The 25,953-nt window shown below is 47.4% G+C and carries 19 protein-coding genes and 2 pseudogenes; 13 read left to right on the top strand and 8 right to left on the bottom strand.

Going from position 1 to position 25,953, the window contains the following annotated elements:
- Window positions 1–7: 7 nt before the first annotated feature.
- The 9 genes from GA693_RS06475 to GA693_RS06515 all read left to right on the top strand — a co-directional run bounded on the left by GA693_RS06475 (window position 8) and on the right by GA693_RS06515 (window position 12,387).
- Window positions 8–559, top strand: a complete 552-nt coding sequence (locus GA693_RS06475; RefSeq protein ID WP_075174398.1) for a GNAT family N-acetyltransferase — start codon at window positions 8–10, stop codon at window positions 557–559.
- A 506-nt stretch (window positions 560–1,065) separates the two neighbouring features.
- Window positions 1,066–1,935: a MetQ/NlpA family ABC transporter substrate-binding protein gene (locus GA693_RS06480; RefSeq protein ID WP_005178787.1), complete on the top strand. Its 870-nt coding sequence runs from the start codon at window positions 1,066–1,068 to the stop codon at window positions 1,933–1,935.
- A 75-nt stretch (window positions 1,936–2,010) separates the two neighbouring features.
- Window positions 2,011–3,036, top strand: coding sequence for a methionine ABC transporter ATP-binding protein (locus GA693_RS06485; RefSeq protein WP_075174374.1), 1,026 nt, complete (start codon window positions 2,011–2,013; stop codon window positions 3,034–3,036).
- Complete coding sequence (locus tag GA693_RS06490) at window positions 3,033–3,728, top strand: methionine ABC transporter permease (protein WP_160241206.1); 696 nt, start codon at window positions 3,033–3,035, stop codon at window positions 3,726–3,728. The genes GA693_RS06485 and GA693_RS06490 overlap by 4 nt, the downstream gene beginning before the upstream one ends.
- A 273-nt stretch (window positions 3,729–4,001) precedes the next feature.
- Window positions 4,002–7,568 (top strand): DNA polymerase III subunit alpha, encoded by a 3,567-nt coding sequence (gene dnaE / locus GA693_RS06495; protein WP_075174375.1) that lies wholly within the window; start codon window positions 4,002–4,004, stop codon window positions 7,566–7,568.
- Window positions 7,569–7,597: 29 nt separating this feature from the next.
- The gene (locus tag GA693_RS06500; protein WP_005178798.1) at window positions 7,598–8,452 is read left to right on the top strand and encodes an RNA methyltransferase; all 855 of its coding nucleotides are present in this window, start codon (window positions 7,598–7,600) and stop codon (window positions 8,450–8,452) included.
- Window positions 8,445–9,254 (top strand): serine O-acetyltransferase, encoded by an 810-nt coding sequence (gene cysE / locus GA693_RS06505; protein ID WP_005178800.1) that lies wholly within the window; start codon window positions 8,445–8,447, stop codon window positions 9,252–9,254. The genes GA693_RS06500 and cysE overlap by 8 nt, the downstream gene beginning before the upstream one ends.
- Before the next feature lie 107 nt (window positions 9,255–9,361).
- Complete coding sequence (locus tag GA693_RS06510; protein ID WP_160241205.1) at window positions 9,362–10,270, top strand: ABUW_2363 family tetratricopeptide repeat lipoprotein; 909 nt, start codon at window positions 9,362–9,364, stop codon at window positions 10,268–10,270.
- Window positions 10,271–10,383: 113 nt separating this feature from the next.
- Window positions 10,384–12,387 (top strand): esterase/lipase family protein, encoded by a 2,004-nt coding sequence (locus tag GA693_RS06515; protein ID WP_160241204.1) that lies wholly within the window; start codon window positions 10,384–10,386, stop codon window positions 12,385–12,387.
- A 75-nt stretch (window positions 12,388–12,462) separates the two neighbouring features.
- Here the strand turns inward: GA693_RS06515 and GA693_RS06520 are convergent, their stop codons facing one another.
- Together GA693_RS06520 and GA693_RS06525 are read right to left on the bottom strand one after the other, a co-directional pair.
- Window positions 12,463–13,536 (bottom strand): maleylacetate reductase, encoded by a 1,074-nt coding sequence (locus tag GA693_RS06520; RefSeq protein ID WP_160241203.1) that lies wholly within the window; start codon window positions 13,534–13,536, stop codon window positions 12,463–12,465.
- Entirely contained in the window at window positions 13,536–13,688 is a 153-nt protein-coding gene (locus GA693_RS06525; RefSeq protein WP_155756624.1) for a hypothetical protein, read from the bottom strand. Before GA693_RS06525 ends, GA693_RS06520 begins: the two co-directional genes overlap by 1 nt.
- Before the next feature lie 207 nt (window positions 13,689–13,895).
- Here GA693_RS06525 and mutS point away from each other — a divergent pair, with 207 nt between their 5' ends.
- The 4 genes from mutS to GA693_RS06545 all read left to right on the top strand — a co-directional run bounded on the left by mutS (window position 13,896) and on the right by GA693_RS06545 (window position 18,709).
- Window positions 13,896–16,529: a DNA mismatch repair protein MutS gene (mutS, locus tag GA693_RS06530; protein ID WP_104471029.1), complete on the top strand. Its 2,634-nt coding sequence runs from the start codon at window positions 13,896–13,898 to the stop codon at window positions 16,527–16,529.
- Between the two features lie 205 nt (window positions 16,530–16,734).
- Window positions 16,735–17,058 (top strand): ferredoxin FdxA, encoded by a 324-nt coding sequence (gene fdxA / locus GA693_RS06535; RefSeq protein ID WP_005178805.1) that lies wholly within the window; start codon window positions 16,735–16,737, stop codon window positions 17,056–17,058.
- A 130-nt stretch (window positions 17,059–17,188) separates the two neighbouring features.
- Window positions 17,189–17,911 (top strand): D-Ala-D-Ala carboxypeptidase family metallohydrolase, encoded by a 723-nt coding sequence (locus tag GA693_RS06540; protein ID WP_005178806.1) that lies wholly within the window; start codon window positions 17,189–17,191, stop codon window positions 17,909–17,911.
- 132 nt (window positions 17,912–18,043) lie between these two features.
- On the top strand, window positions 18,044–18,709 hold the full coding sequence (locus tag GA693_RS06545) for an O-methyltransferase (protein ID WP_005178807.1): 666 nt from the start codon (window positions 18,044–18,046) through the stop codon (window positions 18,707–18,709).
- Between the two features lie 142 nt (window positions 18,710–18,851).
- Here GA693_RS06545 and GA693_RS06550 read toward each other — a convergent pair whose 3' ends face one another.
- From GA693_RS06550 to GA693_RS06575, 6 genes and pseudogenes are all read right to left on the bottom strand, one after another.
- The gene (locus GA693_RS06550) at window positions 18,852–19,694 is read right to left on the bottom strand and encodes a universal stress protein (RefSeq protein ID WP_005178808.1); all 843 of its coding nucleotides are present in this window, start codon (window positions 19,692–19,694) and stop codon (window positions 18,852–18,854) included.
- Between the two features lie 136 nt (window positions 19,695–19,830).
- Window positions 19,831–20,448, bottom strand: coding sequence for an acyltransferase (locus GA693_RS06555; protein ID WP_104473705.1), 618 nt, complete (start codon window positions 20,446–20,448; stop codon window positions 19,831–19,833).
- The gene (locus tag GA693_RS06560; RefSeq protein ID WP_160241202.1) at window positions 20,441–21,040 is read right to left on the bottom strand and encodes an IMPACT family protein; all 600 of its coding nucleotides are present in this window, start codon (window positions 21,038–21,040) and stop codon (window positions 20,441–20,443) included. The genes GA693_RS06555 and GA693_RS06560 overlap by 8 nt, the downstream gene beginning before the upstream one ends.
- Before the next feature lie 103 nt (window positions 21,041–21,143).
- Window positions 21,144–22,328 (bottom strand): HlyD family efflux transporter periplasmic adaptor subunit, encoded by a 1,185-nt coding sequence (locus tag GA693_RS06565; protein ID WP_160241201.1) that lies wholly within the window; start codon window positions 22,326–22,328, stop codon window positions 21,144–21,146.
- A pseudogene (locus GA693_RS06570) lies at window positions 22,325–24,464 on the bottom strand (type I secretion system permease/ATPase). Before GA693_RS06570 ends, GA693_RS06565 begins: the two are co-directional and overlap by 4 nt.
- Window positions 24,461–25,828: pseudogene (locus GA693_RS06575) on the bottom strand (TolC family protein). The pseudogenes GA693_RS06570 and GA693_RS06575 overlap by 4 nt, the downstream one beginning before the upstream one ends.
- Window positions 25,829–25,953: the final 125 nt, after the last annotated feature.

A 25,953-nucleotide genomic window follows, 5' to 3' on the forward strand; every position in this document is an offset into this window, starting at 1 on the left:
TTTTAACATGAAAATCCACCTGCAAACCCCTCGCCTGATCCTCCGCCAATGGCAAGACAGCGACGCTGCCCCATTTATCCAAATGTGTGCCGACCCTGAAGTCATGCGTTATTTCCTCAATCCCTTGACCGAGCAGCAAAGTCTGGCTTTTATGCAACGCATCCAGAATTTTATTGCCACACACGGCTGGGGCCTGTTTGCTGTCGAACTAAAAAGTAGCGGTGAATTTATCGGGTTTATTGGTTTACATCAGCATCTAGAACACTATGATTTTGCCCCATGTATTGAAATTGGCTGGCGACTAGCCAAGCAATACTGGCACAACGGTTATGCCACCGAAGGCTCAAAAGCCGTACTGGATTATGCTTTTCGTGAGCTACAGCTGGACAACGTAGTTTCCTTTACTACCGTGCTCAACACGCCCTCGGAAAAAGTCATGCAAAAAATTGGCTTAAGCAAAGTCAAAACCTTTGCGCATCCGCTGGTGCCGGCAGATCATCCTTTACTCATGCATGTGCTCTATCAAATTGATCGCCAAAGCTATCTGCAAGCGCATTAAAAATCTCAAGTTTGGATGAAAACTGTCATAGGATTGAAGGAAATAATCATTATAAAGATCTATCATCCTACCCCATCTGTGCTATATCTATTTTTACGATTTAGATTGTATAATTTTTTATATAAACATCTATAAGATTTTTTCATAGATTTAGCCCTTTCAATTCAAAATAGTAAATTGATTTATTTATTCTTTTCTTATTTTATGAACTTTACTTATGAAAGAATACGGCTAAAGGTCTAGTTTCTATACACTATTTTGTATATCAATTTATTGTTATGATGTAGACCATTTTTTCGCTATCTTCTAAAAATAAAGTTTTCAATTACATGGCTTTAAGCGCTTTTAAAGTCAATTGAAAAATACAGCAGATAGCTGAAAGCCTAAACGAATTCGCGCACTGGATGGACTTGAATCTCGCCTCTTTCGGCTCAAGTGAAATCCCGGCGCTTAAAATTATCAATAAAGTAACAGCTTGGCTGCTTCACTTTATTTGGGATGGACACATGAAAAAGTTCCTTGGCCTGGTTCTAGGTCTTTCTGTTGGTTTAGCTGGCTGTGCAAAACAGGAAACGCCGGCAACTGACGCCGCACAAACTGATGCTGCAACTGTACAAACCGTCACCATGGCATCTACCGGTTCCGATGCTGACATCTGGCGCTATATTGCGACTTTGCCTGAAACTGAAGCGGCGGGTATCAAGCTGGAAGTAAAAAACTTCACCGATTACGTTTCAATGAACACCGCTGTGGCAAACAACGAAATTGATGTGAACGCATTCCAGTCTTATGCTTATCTGGTGGCTTACAATGCCAACAATGAGCAGAAGATTGCGCCGGTTTCGACCACCTATCTTGAGCCAATGGGTATTTACTCAAGCAAAGTGAAAAAAGTGGAAGAGTTCCAGAACGGCGCGACCATTGCTATTCCGAATGATGCAGCCAATGAAGCGCGTGCCCTGCTGTTATTGCAATCTGCAGGTCTGATCAAGCTGAAAGCAGACTTCTCTCCTGCAACGGGCACTCCAAATGACATTACTGAAAATGCCAAAGCAATTGTCATCAAGCCAATTCAAATGGCGACTGCAGTTCGTGTTAAAGATGAAGTGGATGCCATTGTGCTAGGCAATACCCTAGCGATGGAAGGCGGTTTAAACGTACTGAAAGATTCAATCTTCTACGAACCAATTGACCAGAGCACCAAGCTGAACGTCAACGTATTGGCAGTTGCAGAAGCACGTAAAGATGACCCGATCCTGAAAAAAGTCGGTGAGCTTTATCACACTGAAGCGGTGAAACAGTATGTAGATCAAAACTTCGGTGGCACAAAAGTTGCGGTAAATAAACCTGTCAGCTATTTAACTGAAACCAATTAAGCATATAATGCTGAGTTAACAAACAGGCAAAGTGTACTTTGCCTGTTTTTCATTTTTGTACAGTTTCTTGACGCTATGATCGAATTTAAGAATATTTCCAAACATTATCAGCTTAAAGGCCAGACCATTCGCGCGCTGGATCAGGTCAATCTGCAAATTCCAGATGGCAGTATCTTTGGAATTATTGGTTATAGTGGTGCAGGAAAAAGTACCCTCATTCGTCTGATTAATTTGCTGGAGCGCCCGAATGAAGGTCAGGTAATCATCAATAACACTGACTTTACCGCTTTAAGTGCCAAGGCGCTGCGTCAGGAACGTGCCAATATCGGCATGATTTTCCAGCACTTTAACCTGCTGCAAACCAAAACCGTAGCGGCCAATATTGAAATGCCGATGAAACTGCTCGGCTGGTCGGCGGCAGAGCGTGAAAAACGCCTGAATGAACTGCTCGAATTTATTGATCTGAAACATAAAAAAGATGCCTATCCAGATGAGCTGTCTGGCGGTCAAAAACAGCGGGTCGGGATTGCCCGTGCCCTGGCCAATCATCCTAAAATCTTACTTTGTGATGAAGCCACCAGTGCGCTGGATCCGCAAACCACGCAATCGGTGCTGGAACTGCTAAAAAAAATTAATCGTGAACAAGGCATTACCATTGTCATGGTCACCCATGAAATGGATGTAATTGAATCAGTCTGTGATTATGTGGCCGTTATGGAACATGGCCAGGTGATTGAAACCGGTTCTACCCTGGACATTTTTAGCCAGCCGCAGCATCCAACCACCAAGAATTTTATTCAAACCGTGCTGCAACAGCAGTTACCGGTGAATATTTTAAACAATCTGGAAAACCAGAATCAGCACAGTATTTACTGCCTGAAATTTTTAGGGAAATCGGCGCAGGAAACCGTGATTCAGGCAGTAATTAAACAGTTTGATTTAAGCCTGAATATTTTATTTGCCAACATGACTGAAATTAATGGCGCGGTGATTGGGCAGATGTTTATTCAGTTGCTAGGGGACCCGGCCATTATTCAGCAAGCACTTCAGTTCCTCGAACAAAATGGGGTTCAGGTTGAACAAGCAGGAGTACAAGGATGAGAGATTTAATTGTCCAGTGGCTCACCAGCCTGACCGCGCCGTTCTGGAAAAGCGCCCTGTCGATGGACCAGTTTGTCACAGCATTACAAGAAACTTTCCACATGGTGTTTTTTGCCATGCTGTTTGGCTGTATCTGGGGCTTTATTCAGGGGATTACCCTGGTCGCCACCCGTCCGGGCGGTATTTTACCAAACCGCACGATTTATCATGGCCTGAACCCGATTGTAAATGCGCTACGTTCCCTGCCATTTATTATCCTGTTAATTGCCGTTATTCCTTTAACCAAGTTTCTGGTCGGTACCTCAATTGGCACCTGGGCTGCCATTGTCCCGCTGACCATTTATGTCGGTCCATATATTGGCCGTCTGGTGGAAACCTCATTGCTGGAAGTGAATGAAGGGATTATTGAGTCAGCACAAGCCATGGGTGCGACACCGCTGCAGATTATTTTCAAGTTTATTTTGCCGGAAGCACGTAGCTCGCTGATTCTAAACCTGACCACCGCCACCATCAGCCTGATTGGTGCAACTGCAATGGCCGGTGCCGTCGGTGCCGGCGGGATTGGTGATCTGGCGATTTCTTACGGTTACCAGCGTTTTGATACCAGCGTGGTGATTCTGACCGTCATTGTACTGCTGATTCTGGTGCAAATTGTGCAGATGCTGGGTGAATGGCTGGCTAAACTCAGATAAGGGTTCACCTCTCTATTCTCTATCCAAAGCGAGATAGATTACTCGTCCTCAAATCAATCACCCTCTACGGAGGGTTTTATTTTGGCTGTTAATCACCCTCATAGCAGCCCGGAAACGCCGGTTTTCAGCCCATTCAGATTACTGTTCAAGTGATGAGAAACCAATCCGCTACGTTGGTTTACATATCTAAAACTTCGCCATTTCCCCTTAATTTCAAACTGAAAGCCAAAATCCCGTGCTAAAATGTGCAGTGGTTTTTGCAGGGACTGATTTATGCACTTTGTTCATCTTGGTATTCATACTGAATTTTCGATTACAGAATCTATCGTACGTATACCTGATTTAGTCAAAGCCGCAGCCAGTGAAGAAATGCCTGCCCTGGCCATCACCGACCTGTCCAACCTGCATGCCGCCGTCAAATTCTATGGCAAATGTCTGGGCAAAGGCATCAAGCCGATCATGGGTTCGGAAATCCGCCTGAATGATGCCGAACATCGCATGACCTTACTGGCCATGAACAATCATGGCTGGCGTAATCTGACCGAAATCGTGTCGCGCGGTTTTATTGAAGGCCAGCAGCTGGATATTCCCTGCGTACATAAAGACTGGGTCCTCGAGCAGCATGACGATTTAATCGCCCTGCTCGGCATTCACTCCGATGTCGGTAAAATGCTCTGCACCTCGAACCCGCAAAAAGCCGAACCTTTACTTGAAGAATGGATTGCCAAGTTTGGCAACCGGGTTTATCTGGCCCTGACCCGCACCAATCGCCCGAATGAAGAAGACTTCATTTATGAAGCGGTCCAGCTGGCGAAAAAATATAATATTGGCGTGGTGGCACATAATGATGTGCACTTCATCAGCCGTGAAGATTTTGAAGCGCATGAAGCGCGCGTCTGTATTGCCGATGGTTATGTCTTGGGCGATAGCCGCCGTCCGAAAAACTACAGCCCGGAGCAGTATTTTAAAACCGCCGCAGAAATGACCGAGCTATTTGCCGATATTCCGTCTGCCATTGAAAACACCTATCACATTGCCAAGCGCTGTAATGTGACGCTGCAACTGGGCAAATACTTCCTGCCGGATTACCCGATTCCGGAAGGCCATACCATTGAAACCTTCTTTGCGCATTTATCCAAGGAAGGTCTGGAAGAGCGCCTGAACCATCTTTATCCGGTAGCGCAGCGCGATGAAGACTGGCCTGAAATCCGCAAACCGTATGATGAGCGGATTGAATACGAAATTAATATTATTAACTCGATGGGATTCCCGGGTTACTTCCTGATCGTAATGGACTTCATTCAGTGGTCGAAGAACAACGGCGTGCCGGTCGGCCCGGGTCGTGGTTCGGGTGCCGGCTCGCTGGTGGCGTACAGTTTAAAAATTACCGATCTGGATCCGCTGCGCTATGAACTGCTGTTCGAACGTTTCCTGAACCCCGAACGTGTCTCGATGCCCGACTTTGACGTCGACTTCTGTATTGCCGGCCGTGATCGCGTAATTGACTACGTGGCTCGTACCTATGGCCGCGATGCGGTATCGCAGATTGCCACCTTCGGTACCATGGCCGCTAAAGGCGCGATTCGTGACGTGGCCCGGGTTTTGGGTAAATCTTATGGTCTGGCCGACCGTATTTCCAAAATGATTCCGACCAAACCTTTGGGTCTGAGTCTGGAAGAGTCGCTGGCGGCTGAACCGCAGTTAAAAGATATTGTCACCAATCCGGGTAACCCGGACTATGACGATGCTTCTGAAATCTGGGAAATGGCATTAAAGCTCGAAGGCATTACCCGAAATACCGGTAAACACGCCGGTGGTGTGGTCATTGCACCGACCAAAATTACCGACTTCTCTGCGGTACTGTGCGATGCCGATGGCACCGGCCGGGTGGCCCAATACGATAAAGATGACGTTGAAGCCGCTGGTCTGGTCAAGTTCGACTTCCTGGGGCTGCGTAACCTGACCGTAATTGAAGATGCGGTGCAGAATATTAATAAACGGGTTAAACCCGAGATCCCGCTGGATATTGCCCATATTCCGCTGGATGACAAAGATGCCTATTTGGTCTTTGCCAATGCCAATACCACCGCGGTATTCCAGTTTGAATCCGTGGGCATGAAAAAGATGCTGAAAGAAGCACGCCCAAGCAAGTTTGAAGAAATTATTGCCTTCGTATCTTTGTATCGTCCGGGTCCAATGGACCTGATTCCGGACTTTATTCACCGTATGCATGGCGGTGAATTTGAATACCTGCATCCGCTGCTCGAAGGTGTACTGGAACCGACTTACGGCATTATGGTGTATCAGGAACAGGTGATGCAGGCCGCACAGTACTGTGCCGGCTATACGCTTGGTGGTGCGGACTTGCTGCGCCGTGCCATGGGTAAGAAAAAACCCGAAGAAATGGTCAAGCAGCGTAAAATCTTTATTGAAGGTGCGGCCCAAAAAGATATTGATGAAGCCACCGCCAACCATATTTTCGACTATATGGAAAAATTCGCCGGCTATGGTTTTAACAAATCACACGCCGCTGCCTATGCGTTAGTGGCCTACCAGACCGCCTGGCTCAAAGCCCATTACCCGGCCGAGTTCCTGGCTGCCGTCATGTCCTCGGAAATGCAGAATACCGATAACGTGGTGTTCCTGATTGATGACTGCCGCCACAATGGTCTGGAAGTATTACCACCGTCGGTGAATATGTCGCTGTATCATTTCCATGCCACCGATGACAAAACCATTGTGTATGGTTTAGGCGCAATTAAAGGCGTGGGTGAACAGGCCATGCAATCGGTGATTGATTCGCGTATCCAGCAAGGACCATATAAAGACCTATTTGATTTCTGTCACCGGATTGACCTGAAAAAAATTAATAAACGGACCTTAGAGGCCCTGATTCGTGCCGGTGCGCTAGACTGCTTAGGCATTGAACGTTCCAGCCTGATGGCGCAGTTACCAGAAGCGGTGCAAGCCGCAGAACAGGCCCGTTCTAACCGTGAAACCGGGATTATGGACCTGTTTGGTGAAGTCGAAGAAGTGCAGCGCAAACCGGCCAAACCGGTTAAACCGTGGTCCGATGAAGTCCGCTTAAAAGGTGAAAAAGATACTTTAGGCCTGTACCTGACCGGCCACCCGATTGATGTATACCGGGCTGAGCTGAAATCCTTTATTCCGGCGCGAATTAATGAACTGAGTCCGACCCGCCGTGGGGTCACCACAGTCTTTGCCGGACTGGTGCTGGATGTGGCCAACTTCCCGAACCGGGTGGTGGTGACCTTAGATGATGGCACCGCACGAATTGAAGTATCAGCCAATCACGAGCGTTTCCAGCGCTTTAAAGACATCATCCAGGTTGAAAAAGTGGTGGTGATTGAAGGCGAAATTTATGAGCGCGAAGGTTTTGACCGTCCAATGGGGCGTCTGACCAAAGCCTTTAGCCTGAATGAAATCCGTCAGAAACGGGCTAACAGTATCAAGATTACGCTATCTGCCGAACATGACAGTAAAACGCTGAGTCGTGATGTACAGCAGATTTTGATGCCGTATACCAATATTGATATGAGCACGCATATTCCTGTGATTCTGTATGTAGATTATGGTTATGCCACTGCTGAACTGCATTTAGGCGTGCAATGGAAAGTCGCGCCAATGGATGAACTGCTGATCAAGCTACGTGATTATTTTGGTAAAGATGCTCTGCATATCGAATATCAGGTGAAATCTAAAGCCGCCCAAGCGGTTGCGCATGAGCCCAAGCCTGCCCACGTTCCGGCACCTCCAGCGGACATGAGCATGGATGATGCGCTCGATTTATATCAGGCCGAAATGGGTCAATATTCTTAATTTAAAATTTTCTTTATTCTGGACCTTGTATGAGTCAAGTCGACAATGCTGCCTTGTCAGCACATCTCTCCCATGTGCGTATTGTCATGGTCAATACCACTCTGCCCGCCAATATCGGCAGCGCCTTACGCGCCATGAAAACCATGGGCCTGTCCAAACTGGTGCTGGTCGCACCGAAGACCTATCCGCATCCGGATATTGACGCACTGGCGGCCGGTGCCACCGATCTGATTGAACAGATTGAAATTGTCGACACCCTGGAACAGGCCATTCAGGACTGTCATCTGGTGTTTGGTACCAGTGCGCGCAGCCGCACCATTCCCTGGCCGCTGCTGGATGTCCGCCCGGCTGCGGAAAAAGCCATGCAGGCCGTCACGGCATCGCATCAGGAAATTGCGGTGATTTTTGGCCGTGAAGATCGTGGTCTGACCAATGAAGAACTGGCCCTAGCCAATTACCATGTCACCATTCCGGTGAATAGCGATTACGGCGTGTTAAACGTGGCCCAGGCCATTCAGATTATCTGTTATGAAATGCGGATGGCAGCCATGGCCCGGGTAGAACAGCAGCCAGACCCTAAAGCCACCATGCAAGTTCTTGATGGTATCGAAATGGAATGGGATGAACCTTTAGTGACCCATGCCCAGATGGAACAGTTCTATCCGCATATTGAAAAAATGCTGGCCGAGATTGAATTTATGGATCCGAAAAATCCAAGATTATTACCTTTGCGCTTGCGTCGGCTTTTTGGACGTATACAATTAGATCGTATGGAATATCACTTATTACGTGGCATTTTTAGTCGCGTACAGGCATTGAATAACGGTTCATGGAAAAAATCATCAACAACATCGACACAGGACGAGGATCAAGATAATGCTTAAACAGCTCAAAGAAGATATACAAGCTGTCTTTGCGCGCGATCCTGCTGCACGCAATACCTTGGAAGTCTTAACCACCTATCCCGGCATTCATGCCCTGATCATGCATCGGGTTGCACATGAACTCTGGAACAAAGACTGCAAGGGTTCGGCGCGCCTGCTGTCTTCATTTAGCCGCTTTGCCACCGGTATTGAAATTCATCCAGGTGCGAAAATTGGTCGCCGTTTTTTTATTGACCACGGTATGGGTGTGGTGATTGGTGAAACAGCCGAAATTGGCGATGACGTAACCCTGTATCATGGCGTGACCCTTGGGGGGACCACCTGGAACAAAGGCAAACGTCACCCGACTTTAGAAGATGGGGTAATTGTCGGTGCTGGCGCGAAAATTCTCGGGCCATTTACCGTGGGTAAAAATGCCAAAGTCGGTTCCAATGCAGTGGTAACCAAAGCGGTACCAGCCAATACCACTGCGGTCGGCAATCCGGCACGTTTTATTACCAAAGATCAGCCAAAAGATGAAGCCGAAGCACGCCGCCGTGACTATGCCGAAAGCATCGGTTTCCAGCCGTATGCGGCTACCCAGGATCAGTCTGATCCGATTCTAGACGGTATGCGGGTCTTGCTCGACCGTATTCAGCACAATGAAAAACGCATGAATACCTTATGTCAGCGTCTGTCTTTACTCGACCCAAGTTTTAAAAAGCAGCAGCAAAACGAACAGCCATTTAGTGCTGAAGAATTAAAAATTATTGAAGATGTGCGCCGTGAATGTGAAGCACAAAGCAGTCAGTCCAAAGCTTAACAACACGGTAACAGCAAACTTCTTGCCTTCTCTTGCATGTTCGTCACAGATTTTTTAGACTGACGAACATGCTCAGCCATTTTAAAATAAATTAACGGATGAATATTATGACGCTTAAGCCTTTGGCATTTGCTCTGATTGCGACCACTTTAGTTTCAGCCTGTTCCACTGCACCAAAACAACAAAACCCAGCCAATGCACCAATTGTGTTTACCGAGCCTGATCTGACCCCTCCATTTTATGCTTTAAATCCGTTTAATTATGATGCACCTCCTCCATTTGAACTGAACCTGCGACAGGCTGCGGCCCAGCCAGTGACTAAAATGGAAGTAACTGCCCCGGATAATCCATCGAAAAAAATTACTTTAGACACCAACCGTCTGATTATTCCGACCATCAACAACAACCAGCGCAGCTTGAAGTTTGCGGTGCTGGCCGGTGAAAATGAAATTGACATCACCGAAATTGATGACTTTTTACAGATGGTCGAAGGTAAAGCACGTCACTATCCACCACGTTTTACTGACCGTCAGGAACGCCGCGGTTTTGAAGCTAAACTCAAAGAAGTCACCCAACAACTGGACAGCCTGGCGGTACAGGAAAATGCCTCTTTTGATGTGCTGATTCGTGCCTTTAAAGCCAGCGTAATGGCACGTAACCTGGACTTAGGTTCAATTTATACCACCCGTTCTCTGGCTTATGCGCAGCGCATCCTGAAAATTAACAAGGAAGATGCCGAAGCCAATTTCTGGTTTGGTTTTGCCCTGTCTGAAGGTGGCGGTCATCGTGAAGCAATTTCTTATTTAGATAAAGCCATGAAGGCTGGCGTACAGGAAGCCTATCTGGCTGCTGCCAACAACTATATTGCTTTAGAGCAGAAGAAAAATGCGGTACAGACCTTGAAAAACTACAAGATCAAGTATCCGCAAGAAGCAGCTGTGGCCGACCGTTTAATTACTGAAATTGAAAAACAGGGCCGCTGGAATGTCTGGCAAATCATGACACCGAAGGCTTAAGCCCGGTGCAAGAAAAAATAGGTCATGTTAGATGGCCTATTTTTTTGTCAATTGAAAAAACCAAGAAATTCAGTATGATTAAAAAAAACTTATAAAATACGATGCGAATTCACATGACCACTATGACGTATAAGATGATGCTGGCCACCGCGCTCAGCAGTTCCATTCTCGTTGGCTGCCAAACGGTCAGTGTTAAACAGCAAGCATTAAATGTCAGCATTGCCAACGAGCGGGAAAGTATTTTATCTCGTGACCGATTGAGCGAGGCCAGCCTCAATGTCTTGTCCATGACTGGCCGTGAAGCGCAAATCTGTACCGAAAACCCGAAACAGTGTATTGATGAACTGAAGCAGATTCCGGAAATTCTGGATGAACAGCTGCTGTCCACTGCCAGCGAAGTTTATCTGGCCAAAGCCATGCAACTGGCCGATTCTTCCAATTGTAAAATCGGAATTTTAAGCAAACACCAGTCCGAAGAAAAACAGCAATTACAGCAGCAGAACTATCAAAAATGCCTCGACCAGCAGCTGTTTATGCTGGATAAAAGTATCCGTTATAGCTATGCCTATATGTTCAAAACCGAACGGGCGCCCCAAGACCGGATTTTTGACAACCGTCAGGTACAAATCCGCGACTTTTATAATCAGGCCATTGCCAAACTGGTGTCCAGCTATACCCTGCGCTATCAACCAGATGTGGTGGCCAGCCAGATTCAGGTCGGTGAAAGTACCTATCATATTGACTTCAATTATTTTCCAACCTTAAAACAGCAAAAAATCGAGCAGTTAAGAGCCACCTATGACCTGAACTTTTCAGGCTTGCGTTCCATTACCCGTCGTGATGGTTTTGGCTCGGAATTTCTGGTAATTCTGCCGGAGCAACGCGCAGATCAGCCAGAGAAAGCCCGTTATATTATTGATCCTTTAAGCCATCGTTATCCAAACAATCAGAATCCGAATATCCATCAGGCCCGTTATCTGGCGGCAACCCTGGTGGCTGAACCGCAGCAGTTTGGCAATGTAGAGGATATCCTGAACAAGGATTTTCGCCTGCGCGCCTATGATCCCTATAAATATGAACAGGCCCGCATTGCCAATAAAAACTATCCGCTGGCGGCTAATTTTTCTGCGCCTTATGGACTGTGGCTGGCGGAAAATAATCTGCTGAAATCGGCTTATCTGTCACTGATTGACCGTGATGACAAGCTGACCATGCCGCATTTATATTTTCTGGAACCATATAATCCGAATAAAAAAGTGCTGGTTTTGGTGCATGGTCTGGCCAGTAGTCCGGAAGCCTGGATTCGCTTAACCAACGATATTATGGGTGATCCAGTGTTACGCGAGCATTATCAGGTCTGGCAGGTGTTTTATTCGACCAATATGCCAATTATTGAAAGCCGTTTCCAGATTCATGCCCTGCTGACCCAAGCCTTCCAGCAGGTCAACCCTAAAACCGCAGCAAAAAAAGATGCGGTGCTGGTCGGCCACAGTATGGGCGGGATTATTGCCCGACTCCTGGTCAGTGATGCCGATGTATCCAAAGAAGCCATGTCGATGATGAGTGACCGGCAACTGGCCAAATATCGCCGTATTCCCGTGATTCAGCAGCGCCTGATTATGCAGGATATTCCTAATTTTAACCGGGCGATTTTCTTGGCCGCTCCGCACCGCGGTACCGAATATGCCGACCGCTGGTTTACTAAAGTGGCGCGTAAAATTATCCGTTTACCGGGGGCATTTTTAAATGCGGCCACCGATTCGCTGTTAAATGAAGATCCGAGCCTGAAAGATCTGGTCAATGAACTGGATAAGAGTCTAATTCAAAATGGCCCGAGCGATTTAAGCCATCAATCCAAATTTATTGCCTTAACTCAAGATATTCAGCCACGTAAAGGACTGAAATATCATAGCATTATGGGCAATACCAGTCAGAGTAACGACCCTGCTCTCATCACCGATGATATTGTGGCCTATGAAAGTGCACATCTGAAACAGGCCCAGTCTGAAAAAATTATTACCGGCGGCCACTCGATTCAGGAAACCCCGGAGGCGGTATTAGAACTGCGCCGGATTTTACGCTTACATTTGCAGGAGCTGGGTTTATATAAACCTTAACCTGCCAATAAAAAACCGAAGCCTTCAACCGCTTCGGTTTTTTATCTCTGGAAGATGGCTACATATTGCCACATATTAAAGTGTGGCAGGAGGCAAACCGGCATAAGCCTGCAGCAACAGCTGCTTTAATTCATCATCGTCATATTCACGCGGATTATAATACGGCGAATCACAAATCATCCGGGCAATGTCCGCCGGGGCGTGTTCCGGTAACCCTAAGTCTTTTAAAGCCAGAGGAATCTGCAGGCGCTGGTTTAATTGATAGATAAAACGGCCCAGCTCCTCCCGACTGTCAACACCCAGTGCAGCGGCCAGTTGATCCATCGCCTGTACATCGGCATGGCGGTTATAGTGCACCGAATAGGCCAGCATAATCGCGTGGGTTTGCGCATGAGGCAGGTTAAAGGTGCCCCCTAGGCTATGACAGATTTTATGGTGAATCGCCATACCGACCGAACCCAGACAAATCCCAGCCAGCCACGCGCCATAGCTGACCTGTTCACGCAGTTGAATATCGTTCGGATGCTGTACCAGTTCCGGTAAAGCGGTGGCCAGACAGCGAATCGCCTCCAGCGCCATCAGGCTAATCACCGGATTTTTATTTTCTGCATACAAAGCCTCCACCGCATGCGCCATGGCATTCATGCCCGAACAGGCAGAAATCTCTGCCGGCAGATTCAGGTTAAGCGCTGGATCATAAATCACGATTTTCGGTAACACCTGTGCAGCTTTGCCGGTGGTTTTCAGCTGATTTTCCGTAATACCATATACTGGGGTCATTTCACTGCCCGCATAGGTGGTCGGAATTGCTACAATCGGCAGATGGGTGTTCAGAGCAATGGCTTTGGCTAAACCAATAGCCGAACCGCCACCAAACGCCAGACAGCAATCCACCTGCAATTCTTGGGCGGCCTGAATCGCCTGTCGTGCGACTTCTACCGGCACGTGCATTACCGCATGTGCATAAACCGTAACGGTCAAATCACCAAGTTGCCGGGCCAGCTGCTCAGCGGCCTTCTGCTGGCCGGGCGTGGCAATCAGCAGAATCTTGTGATAACCGGCCTGCTTGAGAATATCCTGCGTGCGCTTGGCTTCCCCCGCACCAAAATACACCTGTACTGGCAAAGCCTGATAATAGAATTTGGGCATCATGGGCTCATCTTCATGTTGTTCTTTACCCCAGTATAGAGTGCCTCTCCTGCTGCTTCGAGCGCATTGCTGCAACGCTGCTTTCCATATTTCCTGGTCTTCTCTGCTGCAATCTTCATCAGCTGTATTGCTCGCTTAATTTTCTCCGCCATAAGCTGCTCAGTTTCAGCACAGATTTTCCAGAATCGGTTTTTTCCGCCTAGCTAAATTTGTTAAGATGAAGCGCTTGTTGGGTCGTCAACAGCATCGACGTGCAGGATTTAAACACGATGTTTTACCTGCTCCAGCTGGCCCAAATGACATCCACGCGGTGAAAGCCATTCCAACACCCATGCGTTAATTGAAGGAACTGAATGTACATGAACATGCAAGAAATTGTGGCTGACTTATCTTCGCATACCCCGATGATGCAACAATATTTAAAAGTGAAGATGCAACATCCACATTCTTTAATGTTTTATCGAATGGGTGATTTCTACGAATTATTTTTTGATGATGCGCACAAGGCGGCCAAACTGTTAGGCATTACCCTGACCCATCGCGGTAAGGCCAATGGCCAGCCAATTCCGATGGCCGGCGTGCCCTATCATTCTGCCGAAGGTTATCTGGCGCGACTAGTCAAAAAAGGCGAAACCGTGGTGATCTGCGAGCAAATTGGCGAGGTAACTGGCAAAGGCCCGGTGGAACGTGGCGTAGTACGGATTATTACCCCCGGCACACTCACCGACGATGCCCTGCTCAACAGCTATCAATCTTCCAATCTGGTCGCGCTCTGTTTACAGCAGAACCAGATCGGGATTGCACTGCTAGATTTAAGTGCCGGTATTTTCAAGGTCCAGCAGCAGGAGTATCAACCGGAACAGCTGGCGATTGAACTGTCGCGTCTCATGCCAAGCGAAATTGTGGTCGATGAAGATATTGTCGATCCGAATATCATCGAGTCTGTTAAAAAACAGCTGGATTGCCCGGTTACCAAACGTCCAAATGTCGATTTTAACCTGAATAATGCCCAGAAAACCCTGTGTGACCAGCTAGGCGTAGCTACCCTATCTGGCTTTGGGATTGATCATTTGCCTTTGGCCAAAGCCGCCGCCGCCGCCTTGATTCACTATGCCAAAGAAACCCAAAGAACGGCGTTGCCGCATATCCGCTCGATTCAGCTGGAACAAAGTAGCGATTTTATTGCGCTAGACCCGGTGACCCGGCGTAATCTGGAACTGATTGAACCTTTATTTGAACACGGCACCTCACTGTTTCAGCTGATTAATGACTGCCAGACCGCGATGGGTGGTCGTCTACTTAGCCGCACCTTAATGCAACCGCTACGTGATACCGCACTGCTGGATGCAAGGCTGGATGCGACCGAAGCGATTTTAACCGGTTATCACGATGCACCAATTCGTCTGGTACTGAAAGAAATTAGTGATATTGAACGTGTGCTGAGCCGGGTCGCTTTAGGCAGTGCGCGCCCACGTGATCTGGTGCAGCTGCGTCAGGCCTGTGCCCAGATTCCGTATTTACGTCATGCCGTGCAGCCGATTGTCAGTGCCGGCCAATCCAAATATTTACAACAGCTGAATGAAGAACTGGGCGATTTTCAGGGCCTTTACCAGCGTTTAATGGCGGCCATTGTGGAACAGCCACCGGTGTTGCTGCGTGATGGTAATGTCATTGCCGAAGGCTTTGACAGCGAGCTGGATGAGTTACGTCAAATCCGTGATCATGCCGGCCAGTTCCTGATTGATCTGGAAATTCAGGAGCGTGAACGTACTGGCATCAACACGCTTAAAATTGGCTATAACCGCGTTAGTGGCTACTATATTGAACTGTCCCGTGCGCAGGCTGAACAGGCACCGGAGCATTATATTCGCCGTCAGACCTTAAAAAATGCCGAGCGTTATATCACCCCAGAACTGAAAAGTTTTGAAGATAAGGTATTGTCGAGTGAATCACGCGCGCTGGCACGGGAAAAAATGCTGTTTGAAATGCTGCTGGATGAGCTGCGTCAGGACATTGGCAATTTGCAGATGATGAGCAGCGCCATTGCCCAGATTGATGTGCTGGCCAACTTTGCCCATCAGGCCCGCCTGAAAAACTGGACCCGTCCGGAATTTTCACCGGAAATTGGAGTCAAGATTGTCGCCGGCCGTCATCCAGTGGTGGAAGCCTTGAGCAAAACCGCATTTACCCCAAATGACACCACACTGGATTTTAACCATCGTATGGCAATTATTACCGGGCCGAATATGGGCGGTAAATCGACCTTTATGCGCCAGACCGCACTAATTGCCCTGCTTGGCTATTGTGGCAGTTATGTGCCGGCTCAAGCTGCGGTGCTAGGTCCGATTGACCGGATTTTCACCCGGATTGGTTCGGCCGATGACCTGTCTACCGGTAAATCAACCTTTATGGTGGAAATGACCGAAACCTCGCAAATTCTGCATCATGCCACCAATCAGTCACTGGTGCTGATGGATGAAGTCGGCCGTGGCACCAGTACCTATGATGGCCTGTCCCTGGCCTGGGCCTGTGTGCTGGATTTAACCAAACGGATCAAATGCTTATGCCTGTTCGCTACGCATTATTTCGAGCTGACCGAGCTGGGCAAAGAATCAGGTATTGATAATTATCATGTTACGGCCAAAGAACTCAATGGCAACCTGATTTTACTGCATAAAGTCCAGCAGGGTCCGGCCAGCCAGAGTCATGGTTTGCAGGTGGCCAAACTGGCCGGTATTCCTGCCAATGTGATTAAAGAAGCACAAAATCGCCTGAAGATTCTGGAAAAGCAGTCACATCAGTCGGTACAAAAATCGGTCCAGCATGATTTATTCAGTGAACCGGTGGTAGAAACTGAAGTGATTGAACGGATTGTCGAAGTTGAAAAACCATCACCGGCCCTCGAAGCCTTACGCCAACTGGATGTCGATAATCTCACCCCACGTCAGGCTCTAGAGCAATTGTATGCCCTGAAAGAGCAGCTAAACGCCTGATTCAAGACTTGAATTTCATATATGGAAAGGCTCTCATTTGAGAGTCTTTTTCATTTATAAGTTTTTTTGATGGTTTTATAGCACTTTTATCAAATTTAGTAGCACTGTCTATATCAAATATCAGTAAAAGCAATTGTTAGTTCACATCATTTTTGCCTAAAATACAGCTTAGTTATTAGAACCATATTTTTAGGTAGCTGTCGCCATGACATTTGTTGTCACTGAAAACTGTATTAAATGTAAATATCAAGACTGTGTAGAAGTATGCCCTGTAGATTGTTTCTATGAAGGTCCAAACTTCCTGGTGATTAACCCGGATGAATGTATCGACTGCGCACTGTGTGAACCTGAGTGTCCAGCCAATGCGATTTTCTCGGAAGATGAGCTACCAGAAGGTCAGGAAGTATTTATCGAGCTGAATGCTGAACTGGCAGAAAAATGGCCAAATATCACGCAAATTGGTGAACAGCCTGCTGACCGTGAAGAATGGAATGGCAAGCCGGACAAATTACAATACTTAGAAAAGTAATTTTAAAAAGATCAGCAAAAGCTGATCTTTTTTTATACCTAAAACACACATTTGATTGCAATATTTTCAATTTTTACCGAAGCTTTTAGATTAGAATGCTTAGGATTTTAGTAAACGTTTGATTTGCATAATGACGCAATTTCTCAAGGCGGTGCTCTCGCTCAGCATCGTGCCCCTGATCATGCTCGGATGTACAACCACACCGCAGAAAGGGAAAACGATTCATTCGCCTGATGGAAAACGGATTTATATCCCACAAGAAAAAATCAGCTATGAACGCAAGGTCGCACCAAAAGTGGTGCCCTATGCCTATAACAGCTGGATTGCCGTGACCGATAACCTGCGCCAGGTCCGCGAATATGAAAAATTCCTGAATGCTGAAGGCGTCGGCAATATTATTCCAAGTTTTGAATTACTGCGCACCGCACGTGACTGGCAAAAATGTGGCCGCTCGCAATACATGGTGCCCAACCGCGAATTATGGCGCAATCAGATTCCAACCTTAAAAGTCTTTAAATATCTGGTTGCCTCCAAAGTCCTGACCGATTTTGAAGTCACTTCAGTCTATCGCGATTTACCGCTGAACCAGTGCGCCGGTGGTGCCAGTTCCTCACGGCATTTATATAATTCCGCTATTGATTTCCGGATTGGGCCGGAATTTCCACAGCCGCAAGATTATGCCTTTATTGAAAATACCAAGTTCAGACTGTGCCAGTTCTGGACCCAGTATGGTCAAAGCCTGAATATGGGCTTGGGACTGTATGCTTCAGGGCAAATCCATATTGATACGCAGGGCTATCGTACCTGGGGACCGGATTTAAGCCGCTATTCGTCAATGTGCTATTACGAATAAATCCGGATCTGAATACGGAGGTGCTGCGGCACCTCTTTTTATGTCTATTAATTCTGCAACTCTCCCGATAAAAATTGCACTCTAGGGGGAAAAGTTTAAAATGCATGCATTGCAACAAAGGTGCCCCCGACTATGAAACAAATGTGGACCGACCTCGACCACTACATCGAAACACATTTAATTCCTGAAGATCCGATTCTGACCCAAACCTTAAAACATACCGATGATCGGGGGTATCCGGATCACCTTGCTGTTGCGCCCAACCAGGGCATGCTGTTACAGATGTTAATTCAGATGAACGGCTGTAAACGTATTCTGGAACTTGGCACCTTTGCCGCCTATAGCACCATGTGGCTGGCGCGCGCTTTACCGGAAGATGGCTATATTCTGACTATTGAAGGCCGTGATGCACACGCCGCCGTGGCGCAGGAAAATATTGATCAGGCCAAGCTGAAACAGACTATTGATTTGCGTGTTGGCCGCGCCGCCGATATTTTAAAGAGCCTGCCGGCTGATACTGCCCCGTTTGACTTTATTTTTATTGATGCCGATAAACAGAGCTATCCGGAATATCTGGAACTGAGCCTGAATCTGTCACGCTCCGGCACCTTAATTTTCCTGGACAATGTAATTCGCGCCGGTGACATCATCAATCCGGACAATCACAAGCCTAGCATTGAAGGCATTCGCGAGATGTTTAAGCTGATGCAGGAGCATCCACGTTTATTGTCCTCAACTGCCTTGCAAACGGTAGGCAGCAAAGGGCATGATGGCTTTGCCTTGGCCATCGTTAAATAAGGCCCAAACAGAACAAAAAACACACAAAATAATATTTATTTTATTTTTTATAAACTTACATATACTGTCCATATAGTTATCCACAATAAATGCGGATAACCTTGGACAGTAATTCATCAGATGCGTGTAAGATATTTGGGCTTTATTTCACCACCAGTAACGGCACATTCGAATTCCGGAAAATGGTGGTGGTAATACTGCCTAAGAAAAACTGATGGATTTTGCTATGACTAAAGGCCCCAAGCAAAATTAGCTGAATACCATGTTCACGCTGATAATCCAGAATATTCTCCGCCACATCGCCATAACGATATTCCACCACCACATCTAAACCAGCGGCTTTTAAATACTGGGTCGGCTCATTCAATATTTCCGGATGATCACCCACATACAGCAAATGACATTGCAGCAGACGCAGCAAATCACTTTGGGTGATGCGCTTCATGATTTTTAAGCAGGTTGGTGAATATTCATAAGCGAAAATAAAACGGGTTGGCGGTTTAAACTGCTCGCCCACCGTCATAACGGCACAATTGGCCCCGCGGATAAAGTTTTCGACGTTACTGCCCAGGGCTTTATTGCGTTCGGCGGAACGCTCCCCAACCCGGCCGATGACCGCAATATCATCTTCTTGCAAGACATTAAAACTTTGTTCAAGAAAATCTCCTTTTTCCTGAATCTGGGTCGGCACGATATTATATTTTTGCTGCACCATCTCGGAAATATGACGCAGCAGATTATTGCTATATTCCAGCGCAATGTCGCTCTGCTTCTGTTCCAGCTCGGCCAGTTCCTTCAATAACATGGCATTGCTTTCAAAACCAATGACCCCGCTAATTTCACCTAAGTGATAACTGGCCGGATAATAGTCCAGCACCTGTAACAGCACCAGTTCCCGCTGGGTCTGCTTGGCTATCCACGCTGCGGCTTCCGCGAGTGCATTGATACAGGGTGAAGAATCAATACAGGCAATTACTCGTTTCATTGTCGCCTCTCTTGTTGCCTGTCTGCCAGGCTTTCGTTTTAATTGTTATCTAAAACTTAGCATAAGTCCTCAGCGGATGACATGACAAAATGTAAATAAAACACAGACATTTGAAGATAGAGAGCTATGTATGAGATTAATCACGATAACGAATCAAACGTGCCGGATTCCCCGCGACAATGGCCCGGCTTTCAATATCTTTGGTGACCATACTGTGCATGCCGACAACCGCATGGGCGCCAATTTTAATACCATCCTTAACGCCGACATGAGCACCCAGCCAGACATCGCGTTCAATTTCGATGCCCTGCGAACGCACCGGCTGCTGGTAAATCGGCTGAGCCAAATCCATGCCATGATCAAAGGCATATAAATGGCAATAGGCGGCAATACGCACCTGATCGTGAATCTTAATCCCGACCCGACCACCATCTAGAATACTATGATGATTAATCGCCACTTCACTGCCAATATGCAGCGGACCATGCAAGGTACAATCTGCAGCAATAAAAGTATTATCCCCGATGCTAATTTTACGTCCCGGTTCGGCAAAAATATGCGCCAGCGGTGAAATAAAGCAGTTCTCGCCAATTTCTACCGTTTCCATCTCCATCAAATAGGCCTGATAGTCTTTTTGCCAGGCTTCGGCCCAAACCCGGTTTTTCGGTTTCAGCGACCAGTACAGCCATGGCATATAATTCAGCCGATGTTTATGCTGTTCCCGATATTTCAGCAAAGGATCATGTTCAGTCATCTGCTGGCTCCTCCATGACTTTGAGCTGTTCCCGGCCGCGGGTAACGTCCTGAATTTTTAAGGCCAAAGGCTCAATCTGATGCACCTGTAATAAGGCATTGACCTGCACGCCATCTGCCCCATACTGTTCCTGAAACTCGATATTCTGGCTATTCAGTTCATATTGAAAAATGGCCCATTCATTAAACTGGCACTGAAACTCGACTTTTTTCTTTTCAATCAGTTCAATTTTTTCTGCCAGCAGCAGGCATTGCCCGGCACAACCGCCATAGGCACGCACTAGGCCACCGGTGCCAAGTTTAATCCCGCCATACCAGCGATTGACCAGCACCAGCACATTGGTCAGCTCATTGCCTTCAATAGTGGCCAGAATAGGCCGGCCGGCAGTGCCAGAAGGTTCACCATCATCATTAAAACGTACCTGATGGCCAATTTTCCATGCCCAGCATTGATGGGTGGTGGTCAGGTCTTTATTGGCTGCCAGAAAATCTTTAACCGCCTGTTCATTTTCCACCGGCACGGCAATGGCCTCAAAACGGCTCTTTTTAATGTCTTCTTCAAAGCGAACAAGGGAGGCAATGGTAAATGGCATAACACAGCTAAAATGTAATAATCTTTGAAATTATATCGTGTTTTCAGGCAAGTTTTGGCAATAAAAAAACTTCCCAAACTGGGAGGTTGAGTTGAATTGACGATTAACGCTCGCGTAATGCTTCCTGGGCCTTGTTAAACGGTTTAATCAGATAATCCAGTACGGTTTTAGAACCAGTTTTAATATCGACCGTGGCCACCATTCCGGGGGTAATACTGAACTGCTGGCCAGATTTATTGGTCAGTTTATCGGTATCAGTCCGGATATAGACCCGGTAATAAAACTGGTCCTGCTTGACTTCATCACGGATGGTATCCGGTGAAATCACCGTGACCTTCCCCTTTAAACCGCCATAAATCGAATAATCATAGGCGGTAATTTTGACCAGTGCTTCCTGGTCTGGGCGAATAAATGCAATATCCTGCGGCGAGATACGCGCTTCAATTAATAACTGTTCATCTAAAGGCACAATGGTCATTAACTTGCCATTTTGCGGCACGACCCCGCCAATGGTCATCACATCAATTTCCTTGACCACACCCCGTACCGGCGACTTGAATACTGTGCGGTTCAAAGTGTCGGACTTGCCACATACCACCTGTTGCTGGGTCTGTACATCGGTACTGGACTTGGACAGCTCTTCACGCGCTTTGACATAATACTGGTTACGAATATCATTCATCTGGTTGCGCAGGTCATTGGCCTCGCGTTTCAGACGCAACACTTCCACCTCACTGGCCGCACCTTTGGCCACCAAGGGTTCGGTCATACGCAATTCCTGCTCGACCAGCACAAGAGCCTGACGTAAACCGGCCAGCGATTCTTCCAGATTAGCCCGGCGCGAATCGTATAAAGCGGTTTCCTGCTGTACCAGTTTGGGCTCTTTTAACACTTCTTCCGGAAAAACCAGGGGTGTGCCATTTACTTCAGCGCGTAACCGGGCCGAAGTCGCCAAGGAAGATACCAGCAAAGATTCCGATTCCCCCACATTAGAAGCAAACCGGGTCGGGTCCAGCTGGGCCAGCACCTGCCCACGGTTAACAATTTCCCCTTCGCGGACATTCAAGGTGGTGAGAATCCCGCCTTCTAAGGACTGTACCACCTGCTCTTTCGAAGATGGCACCACTTTACCAGTGCCGGTAGATACTTCTTCCAGCTTGAACAGCCAGGCCCAGAGTAGCAAAACTGCCAGTCCAATACAGATAATCCAGATAAACAGACTGGCTTTAGGTAAAGGTGGCTCCAGCTCGGTCACCTGCATTGAACGTTTGCTTAATTGTTCACTCATGACTTCGCTCCTGCCATCTGACGTGGTTGAGATGCAGACTGATTAAGAATCTGGTCTCGTGGCCCGTCCATCACAATTTTCCCATCATTGACCACAATAATCCGGTCCACCAGCTCTAACACTGCACGGCGATGGGTGGTCACCACCAAAGTCCGGTGCCCAAGCCACATTTTCAAATGATCAATCAACTGTTTCTCGGAGACATCATCAATTGCAGCCGTTGGTTCATCCAGCAATAAAATATTCGGCTGACGCAGCAGCAAACGGGCCAGCAACAAGGCCTGTTTCTGGCCACCAGAGAACCCCACACCACCTTCCAGAATCAGATGGTCCAGCCCTTCTTTCTTTTCCTGCACAAAAGCCAGCGCACCAGTAATTCGAAGTGCCTGCAAAATATCGTCATCATTGGCCAACGGTGCACCCAAGGTCAGGTTTTCCCGCACTGTGCCAAAAAACAGATGTGCATTCTGATTCAAGAGGCCCATATCACGGCGTACATCAGCAGGATCAATCAGACCCAACTCTACGCCATCGAGTTTAATTTTGCCCTGATTCGGGGTTTGCATGCCGGAAAAAAGCTGCAACAAGGTAGATTTCCCGGCACCATTCCGGCCCAGAATAGCAATTTTTTCACCGGCTTTAATTTCGAGCTTGGGCACCATCAAGGTTGGTTTAGGATCATCTTCGCCATATTTAAAGCTGACCCCGCTTAATTCATAATGACCATTTAACACCGGACGATGAATTAAGTGGCTATGTTCCGGCTGATCAACCGGTTTTTTCATTAATTCATCCAGTCCCTGTTTCGCCACTTTGGCCTGTTGTAAACGGCCCAGCACGCCGGCAATCTGTGAAATGGGCGCCAGCATCCGTGAAGATAAAATTGAACAGGCCACCAGAGCACCCGTGGTCATTTCCCCATCCATCACCGTAAAACAGCCCACCAGCACCACAATCGCAAAGGTTAGCCCCTGAATTTTCTGGGTCCAAGCCGTCATCACCCCAACAATTTTACGCTGACGCATGGCAATATCGGCGGAAACTTCATTCATATGATTCCACTGATTCTGGAAGCGGGCTTCGGCGCGTAATAACTTGATGTCTTCAATGCCCTGTACCGATTCCACCAGCATGGCATTGCGGATTGCGCCTTCACGCATCCCCTCGTTGGCCAGTTTAGCCAGAGGCTTTTGCGCCAGAATGCCCGGAATAATCATGAGCGGTACCACAATCAGCATGACCCAGAACAGGTTCCCACCAATCACCCAGAACACGCCAAGGAACAGCAGGAAGAAAGGCAAATCAGCGATTGCAGAAATGGTGGTCGACGTCACCAGTTCACGCACCCCTTCTAGTTCACGGATTTGTGAAATAAAGGTCCCGGTCGATTTGGAGCGTTCACTGTTTTTAATCCGTAGCGCATGCCCATAGACCCGGTCTGAAATACGCAGATCAGCGCGCTTGCCGACAATATCGGAGAGATAAATCCGTGCGACCCTTAAACTAAACTCGAAAATGGCCGCAATCAGCACCCCGCCTGCCAATACCCACAAGGTTGGAACCGATTGCGCCGGAATTACCCGGTCATAGACATTCATCGAAAACAGGATGGTGGCCAGTGCCAGAATATTGGCCATCAGGGATGGCAAACATTACATCGATATAACGTTTCCAGTCCCGTAGCACAATTGACCAGAACCAGTTATCTTCATAGGGTTTGACATATTCATCTACCCGCGCATCGGGAACCGATTTTTCCGGGCGCAGGATATAGACATGCCACACATGCTCCGCCAAAGTATCGCTGGCCAGCGTTTGTGATAAACCCTGATCGCCACTGAACTGAATGCTCAGGTTGCCTTCGACATCGACCTTGTCAATTACGCCCACCTGACCATCCTGGAATTCAACCAGTACCGGCAAACGCCAGGGATTGATCACCTCGGCGCTAAAGTCGGTTTTGCGCAGACTTAGGCCCACCTGACGGGCGATCAGATTTAAAATATCATCAATGTTCTGGTTCGGATTCCAGTCCAGCTGCAAGCGGATACGTTCTGCGGATGGTTCAATCCGGTAATGCTTGGCAATGCTCAGCACTGCTTGAAGCCACGGTTGATAATTTATTTTAGTACTCATGGCTGAACTTCAAACCCCTGAATGGATATATGGTTTAAATCATAAATATCGCGTGTCCGTCCGGTAATGGAGATATAGCGCGCAATGGCGGCTTAAATATCAAAACGCGTATTTTCAATTTCCTTGGCGGCACTATGAATTGCCTGTTCGGCATTCAGTAAATCGACAGCTGAGCGCGTGCCTAATTTATATTGTTCCTGATACAGCTCTTTGGTCTGGATGGTGGTGGCCTGACGCTTGACCAGAATATTCATCTGGCGCTGCTTGTTCTGGATTTCTTCACGCAGCATGCGGGTTTCATCCAGCACCTCTAGATACACACTATTGACCCGTGCCTTGGCCGCTTCTTCTGCATAACCGGCCGCCCGGGTTTGTGACGCAATTGCGCCGCCCTGATAAAAGTTGCTATTGGCTTCCAGCATGATCGAATTATAGAGGCCATCATCTTCATTGTTATTTGGATTACGACCATTGATGGCCTGACTTATAGAACCTTTCACATTTAAAGTGGGATAGGCACTTAAACGTGATTGCTGCTTGCGTAATTTGGCCACTTCAACTTCAGCCTGAGCAGCGATTAGTCCGGGAATCTGCTGAAAAACCGGCTCTGAATATAATTGCGCCTCTTTCACCAGCCGCTCTGGAATCTGCCAGTTACGCTGATAAACCTCAAACCCGACCAAGGTGCGCAGCTTTTGCTGAAATTGGCGCAGCTGGGTTTGTTGCACAATTAAATTGGCTTCTGCAGCTTCCAGATTGGAACGGGCCTGAATCGGGTCGGCCTGGGTACTAATTCCGGCCTCGGCACGTAAATTGGTGATTTCCGCAATGCGGGCAATCCCCTGAATCTGCTCTTCGGCAATACGCGTAATTTCCTGATAGCGTTTGATATTAATCATGGCATTGGCAGTCTGGTAAGCAATATCACCAATACTGACCAGCACATTGGCCTGCTCTGCGGCTAAACGGGCTTGTTCCAAGTTGACACTGCTTTTGACCTTGCCGAAATCATAAAGCATTTGCGTGGCATTCAGGCTCAGCAGCTGACGGCCACGCTCGCCTTTGGTCAGGTCTGCTGTGGAAATGGCCTGGGAAATTTCAGGATGACGCTGAACAGCGGTCCGAATGGTGTCATTAAAACTCAAAGGCTGTTGCACAGAGGATCGGGCTGATGCCGCTGTTTCTGGAACAGATGATGCTGGTACGACCCGAGGCATTTCCTGAATGTTTTGTGTATCGAGCTGAAACTGGCTCAGTTCACTAATACGGACACGATGAAAATTCTGGTCAGATTGGGGGCTAAAAATAGAGGCAAAATGCTGTTTTAAAGATGAATCTTCATGCGTGGAACTTTGTTCGGCCATCGACGGTTCCGTCAGACCACTGAACAATAAGATTCCCCCAAATAGCATATACTTAACTTTATTTTTTGGCCTATTACGGCTCTTGTATTACTCATCATTATAATTAAACGAATACGATGAAATAT

It is taken from the genome of Acinetobacter indicus, from assembly GCF_009914475.1.
GTDB classification, from domain to species: domain Bacteria; phylum Pseudomonadota; class Gammaproteobacteria; order Pseudomonadales; family Moraxellaceae; genus Acinetobacter; species Acinetobacter indicus.

Coding starts and splice junctions, on each gene's coding strand:
- GA693_RS06550 (WP_005178808.1), bottom strand. CDS start 19,694: ATGAAACGAGTAATTGCCTGTATTGATTCTTCACCCTGTATCAATGCA.
- GA693_RS06515 (WP_160241204.1), top strand. CDS start 10,384: ATGACCACTATGACGTATAAGATGATGCTGGCCACCGCGCTCAGCAGT.
- GA693_RS06500 (WP_005178798.1), top strand. CDS start 7,598: ATGAGTCAAGTCGACAATGCTGCCTTGTCAGCACATCTCTCCCATGTG.
- GA693_RS06540 (WP_005178806.1), top strand. CDS start 17,189: ATGACGCAATTTCTCAAGGCGGTGCTCTCGCTCAGCATCGTGCCCCTG.
- GA693_RS06560 (WP_160241202.1), bottom strand. CDS start 21,040: ATGCCATTTACCATTGCCTCCCTTGTTCGCTTTGAAGAAGACATTAAA.
- GA693_RS06555 (WP_104473705.1), bottom strand. CDS start 20,448: ATGACTGAACATGATCCTTTGCTGAAATATCGGGAACAGCATAAACAT.
- dnaE (WP_075174375.1), top strand. CDS start 4,002: ATGCACTTTGTTCATCTTGGTATTCATACTGAATTTTCGATTACAGAA.
- mutS (WP_104471029.1), top strand. CDS start 13,896: ATGAACATGCAAGAAATTGTGGCTGACTTATCTTCGCATACCCCGATG.
- GA693_RS06490 (WP_160241206.1), top strand. CDS start 3,033: ATGAGAGATTTAATTGTCCAGTGGCTCACCAGCCTGACCGCGCCGTTC.
- GA693_RS06545 (WP_005178807.1), top strand. CDS start 18,044: ATGAAACAAATGTGGACCGACCTCGACCACTACATCGAAACACATTTA.
- GA693_RS06475 (WP_075174398.1), top strand. CDS start 8: ATGAAAATCCACCTGCAAACCCCTCGCCTGATCCTCCGCCAATGGCAA.
- GA693_RS06485 (WP_075174374.1), top strand. CDS start 2,011: ATGATCGAATTTAAGAATATTTCCAAACATTATCAGCTTAAAGGCCAG.
- cysE (WP_005178800.1), top strand. CDS start 8,445: ATGCTTAAACAGCTCAAAGAAGATATACAAGCTGTCTTTGCGCGCGAT.
- GA693_RS06520 (WP_160241203.1), bottom strand. CDS start 13,536: ATGCCCAAATTCTATTATCAGGCTTTGCCAGTACAGGTGTATTTTGGT.
- GA693_RS06525 (WP_155756624.1), bottom strand. CDS start 13,688: ATGGCGGAGAAAATTAAGCGAGCAATACAGCTGATGAAGATTGCAGCA.
- GA693_RS06565 (WP_160241201.1), bottom strand. CDS start 22,328: ATGAGTGAACAATTAAGCAAACGTTCAATGCAGGTGACCGAGCTGGAG.
- GA693_RS06480 (WP_005178787.1), top strand. CDS start 1,066: ATGAAAAAGTTCCTTGGCCTGGTTCTAGGTCTTTCTGTTGGTTTAGCT.
- GA693_RS06510 (WP_160241205.1), top strand. CDS start 9,362: ATGACGCTTAAGCCTTTGGCATTTGCTCTGATTGCGACCACTTTAGTT.
- fdxA (WP_005178805.1), top strand. CDS start 16,735: ATGACATTTGTTGTCACTGAAAACTGTATTAAATGTAAATATCAAGAC.